The sequence below is a fragment of the Methanosarcina sp. DH1 genome (assembly GCF_020804205.1).
GTDB lineage: Archaea > Halobacteriota > Methanosarcinia > Methanosarcinales > Methanosarcinaceae > Methanosarcina > Methanosarcina vacuolata.
The window spans coordinates 1-4399 of the sequence record NZ_WJBJ01000042.1 but is presented as its reverse complement, the minus strand read 5'-3'; the positions used below and the strand labels follow the sequence as shown (position 1 = coordinate 4399).

At 38.3% G+C, this 4399-nt stretch carries 3 protein-coding genes and 3 pseudogenes; 3 read left to right on the top strand and 3 right to left on the bottom strand.

Features of this window, described 5'->3' with window-relative positions; all coding sequences use genetic code 11:
• A pseudogene (locus tag FXW07_RS19095) lies at positions 1-146 on the top strand (ISNCY family transposase); the annotation flags it as partial.
• A gap of 669 nt (positions 147-815) precedes the next feature.
• Here the strand turns inward: FXW07_RS19095 and FXW07_RS19090 are convergent.
• The 3 genes from FXW07_RS19090 to FXW07_RS19080 all read right to left on the bottom strand — a co-directional run bounded on the left by FXW07_RS19090 (position 816) and on the right by FXW07_RS19080 (position 3491).
• On the bottom strand, positions 816-1463 hold the full coding sequence (locus FXW07_RS19090) for a histidinol phosphate phosphatase domain-containing protein (protein ID WP_229397183.1): 648 nt from the start codon (positions 1461-1463) through the stop codon (positions 816-818).
• A gap of 175 nt (positions 1464-1638) precedes the next feature.
• Positions 1639-2430 (bottom strand): 23S rRNA (uridine(2552)-2'-O)-methyltransferase, encoded by a 792-nt coding sequence (locus FXW07_RS19085; protein ID WP_229397182.1) that lies wholly within the window; start codon positions 2428-2430, stop codon positions 1639-1641.
• Positions 2431-2759: 329 nt separating this feature from the next.
• Positions 2760-3491, bottom strand: a complete 732-nt coding sequence (locus FXW07_RS19080; RefSeq protein ID WP_229397181.1) for a YoaK family protein — start codon at positions 3489-3491, stop codon at positions 2760-2762.
• A gap of 231 nt (positions 3492-3722) precedes the next feature.
• On the opposite strand from FXW07_RS19080, the pseudogene FXW07_RS19075 reads away from it, so the two are divergent.
• Together FXW07_RS19075 and FXW07_RS19070 are read left to right on the top strand one after the other, a co-directional pair.
• Positions 3723-3914, top strand: a pseudogene (locus FXW07_RS19075) (IS5/IS1182 family transposase); the annotation flags it as partial.
• Positions 3915-4050: 136 nt separating this feature from the next.
• Positions 4051-4399: pseudogene (locus FXW07_RS19070) on the top strand (IS4 family transposase); the annotation flags it as partial.

The window sequence follows — 4399 nt, the reverse complement described above, 5'->3', positions numbered from 1 at the left end:
GTACAGTAAAGTTCGATATCAGAAGAGTGAGAAATCAGAGTAGAAAACTCTACTCTCTATTGAGTTTCATAGCATATCAACTACTGGTGTTGACAGAAATGCAAAATAAAGTTGAGGATAAAAATTCGTTTGGGAGATACTTTTAAAAAAGTGAGTATCAAATTAGATTTGAGATTTTAAAAGCTAATTTGAGATTCTCAAAAGAAAATGCCACAAACAATAAAAAACCTTTTTATATTTGCCAATATTCATTTCTTTCTTTAATATTTTTCTGTTCAATTTATTTCTTGTTTAAAATATCTAGCGCGGATTTAACAATTATTTTTCTTATTTAATAAGCTGATCCCAAAACTCAAAATTATTTTTTTAGATCTCTTGTAAGCAACTAATTGAGCTCTGGATTTTGGACTCCAATCGTTAAATTTTACATACGACTGAATTCCAAACTTTACAACCCCTAAACATCAATATAACAATCTCTAAACATCAATATAAGCTGTATTACCAAAGTCTCTAACAATTAACACTTTAATTGACTTAATTACAAATTGATTACTAAGGTCAAGCAGTGTACTGGAAAAATCATGCTTTGGAGTTGTAATATCAGCAGAAATACCGAAAATTAAATCAAGTTTTGAGATGCGCTCAATATAATAAAAACTGGATAAGCTGAGGAAACAAGGAAATAGTAGAAACAAGAGATGAACTGAAAGAAAGACGAAAACGAACTATAAATAAATTCCAAATGAGAAAATTAAGAAAAAACACGGAAGAAATTGAAAGGAAGAAATTGAAAAAAAGTATGAAACTACAGTTTAAACAATATCTGCTACCTTTTTTGCTGACGCTTTTAACACTTCTCTTGCCCTTGTCTCTGTAAGCCCGGCTCCCATTGCGATCTTCATGGCAGTTTCATCGGTGATAAGGTCTTCAGGAGCATGTGTGTCGGTATTTACAAGAAGCGTTGCACCAATTTCAAGAGCAAGCCTGGCGACATGGCCGTTGGTCCGGTTGTGCCCGTTCCTGGCTGTAATCTCAAGGCAGACATTGTTCTCTTTAGCGGTCTCGACATCTTCCTCGGAAATCAGGCCCGGGTGGGCCAGGATGTCCACATATTCACAGGCAACAGATGCTGCATTTGTTCCGGGGGCGACTGGCTCGGAGGTGGTCTCCCCGTGCACGACCACAATTTCTGCACCCAGCTCTTTTGATTTCTTTGCAAGAGGGGCTATTTTCCGTGGCGGCACATGTGTCAGTTCAACCCCGGTTAGAACGCGGATATCCCATTCACTTTCAAGGTATTTTGCTTTCTGTCCCGCTTCGATAAGCTGCTCAAGATTGGTGTAATCAGCATGGTCGGTAAGTGCAATAGCCTCATAGCCGTGAATAACCGCCCGTCTGACAAGTTCGCTGGGGATCAGTTCCCCGTCACTGAAAATTGTGTGAGTGTGAAGATCAATCAACCGGATCACCGTGTTTGAAAGTGTTTTTTAAAATCGGGGTAGACTCTTATTAATTTTACTAACTGCTAATTCAATTAACCAATATATTTAATAGTTAAGCTAGATATTTAACTACTTAAATATATAGGTTCTTACTAAATTATATAGCTTGCGTTAACTGATGTATCTAATAAAATTACTCAGGCGTTTCGGTTTTTCCAAGCCTCTCTGCGACATCGGCAAAAGCGAAGTTAGGCTTGACATCCGTTATTTTGATCCTGACTTTTTCTCCGACTTCAACTTCCTTTACGAAGACAACAAACCCTTCAATGAGCACAGCACCGTCCCCACTTGAGCCCAGCTTTTCGATATCTACAACGAATTTGTCTCCTTTGCGGAGCGGAGCTGTAAGGAATTTCTTTCCGATAACGTAGATTTCAGCACTCTGGGACCGCGAGGCTTTCGGAGAATAAGCCATCGTCCGGACAAAGTTATCCCTTACCTTCTGCATGTAATCGTTAAACATGTCTCCCTGGAAAACCTTCACAACGAAATTCCCTTTGGGCTTGAGAATTTTTTTTGCGCATTCCAGGGCTGAAGTTGCAAGCTCGATTGACCTTGCATGGTCATAAGACCAGTTTCCTGACAGGTTAGGGGCTGCGTCACAAAGTACCACATCAGCTCCTTTTGCCCCTACGGTCTTAATAATCTTCTGTATGGTTGATTCTGCATTTATATTGCCCTGAATGGTCTCAACGCCTTCAATAGGCACAATTCTCTGAAGGTCCACACCAAGGACCTTCCCTCCAGACAGTTCCTTTGCAACCTGGAGCCATCCGCCTGGGGCTGCACCCAGATCAACAACCGAGTCTCCCCGATTGATAATATGGTGTCTTTCGTTAATCTGCTTGAGCTTGAAGGAAGCCCTGGACCGGTATCCTTCCTCTTTTGCCTGGTGATAATAATAATCTCTTCTATCTCTTGCCATTGCTACCTTCCCTGCACTGAAAGCTGATATAGATTACGCAAAAGCTTTTTTGTCAGTAATTTACTGATTTTTGTCATGAATTCACTAATCTTTGTCAATTACTGATTTTTGTCACGAATTCACTAATCTTTGTCAAGAACCACTACATATATTGTAAGTGACTCATTACTCTATCTGTTACTGCTCTATCTGTTACTGCTCTATCTGTTACTGCTCTATCTGTTACTGCTCTATCTGTTACTGCTCTATCTGTTACTGCTCTCAATGTCATGAGTTTCAGGATTTGTTTTCAGTGGTTCACCAATCTACTATTACTAATTCACTGAGTCTTAGATTTCAATGTTAGCCTTCTGATCCTTACGCTCGTTACTGAATAAAAGTACAGAGCATATCAGCACAATAACAGGTATCCATATGGCTTTAACACCAATAAATGATGTAAGCAACCCTCCTAAAATAGCTCCTGCTAGAAACGAAAGGTTAATTGTAGAATATCGAACGGTTCTACGAGCCGATTCATCGTCTTTTTTCGTGAAAGCTATATAAGCTTCTTGTGTAGCTGAACGTAAATTTCCTGTAACCATTGTTGTACTATATGTAGAACCAATGAGTTTGCGAAATGAAGATATTTGAACCGAAGAAACAAACGAAACCGCAACTGTTACAATGATATTTGGGCTTGTGTAAGGTATAAAGCCTACGATAAAAAGGACTACAGTTTCAAGAATTAAAACTGCTTTTTCGGAATCTGTTATAAACAGGCGCATTGAAGGCTTTTTAATCATCTCGGCAACTACTACTCCGACCATGAATGCCAGAATAGGTACAGCATGAAGCACTGCCTGCCCCCATTCTCCTGTTGCAGCTTCTATGCCCATAAGCACGACATTTCCAGTCTGGGCATTGGCGAAAACCCCGCCTCTTCCAACGAATGTATAGGCATCAAGAAATCCCCCTACAATTGCAAGAAGTATCCCAAGCTCCACCGACTCAGAAGTGAAATTACATAAACTTATTTTTCTTTCTTTTCTTTCGTTTTTCAATGTTAACATCTTTATCATTCGAATTCAAAGAACCCTATCTAATAGTAATGAGCCTTACTCATAGTAATATTTAAACCTTTTTATAAAACATACTCAATTTTTAAAAATGATTATTACGGGCTGTCTCAAAATTACTCTTAGTTGTACATTTGGATTATAAAAATCACAATATTTATTTTCTTAAATATATATATATATATATCATATAAAATGTATACTTTTTAAGAAAAATTAGTTTTAGTGTTTCCTGTGTTAAAAAAGTACGATCAAAAGCAGCAATTTCTACTTCCACTTAATCTGGAAGATTTTATCCCTGAAGGCCACATTTCCAGAGTAATAAATGATCTTTTTGATGTTGTTGATATTAACGCAATTGAATCCACTTACTCTGAATAAGGTTGCCCTGCATATCATCCAAGACTTCTTCTAAAAATCTTATTATAGGGTTGCCTGATAAACATCCATGCGTCATCGGTTAAGCATTAAATTCCATCTCCTGTACATGCTTTTATAATAATATTATCATCTCTGTATCTATGTCTCCTCGTTTCCCATCCCCTTGAACTCTCTTCGGAAAATGTTTCCCGAAGAGTGGTTAAGGCAAACTGCCAAAGAAGCTGTTCTCATGTACGTGAACGTAAAATTGACCCTGTCATCATCTTTTGGGTTTTAACTCTGAGTTTTGGCGTATCACTCCAGAACTTGTTGAGTTTCTTCGTCAGTGTATTATTCACGGCACAGAGGAGTTTGCAAAAGATCCTGGGAGAAAACTTAGTAAAAAATTCGAAAACTTCCAGGATGTTCTTATTCAGGAAAGTACAATTGTTCGTCTCCACTCTTCTTTAGCAGATAAGTTTCCAGCAGCAAGAGCAAGAACAGTAGCTGCAGGCATAAAAGTGGGAGTTATGGTAAGCGCAGTTGCTAAC

What these genes read in the sequence shown, in the direction of transcription:
- FXW07_RS19085 (WP_229397182.1), bottom strand. Translation starts at nt 2,430, where the DNA reads ATGGCAAGAGATAGAAGAGATTATTATTATCACCAGGCAAAAGAGGAA.
- FXW07_RS19080 (WP_229397181.1), bottom strand. Translation starts at nt 3,491, where the DNA reads ATGATAAAGATGTTAACATTGAAAAACGAAAGAAAAGAAAGAAAAATA.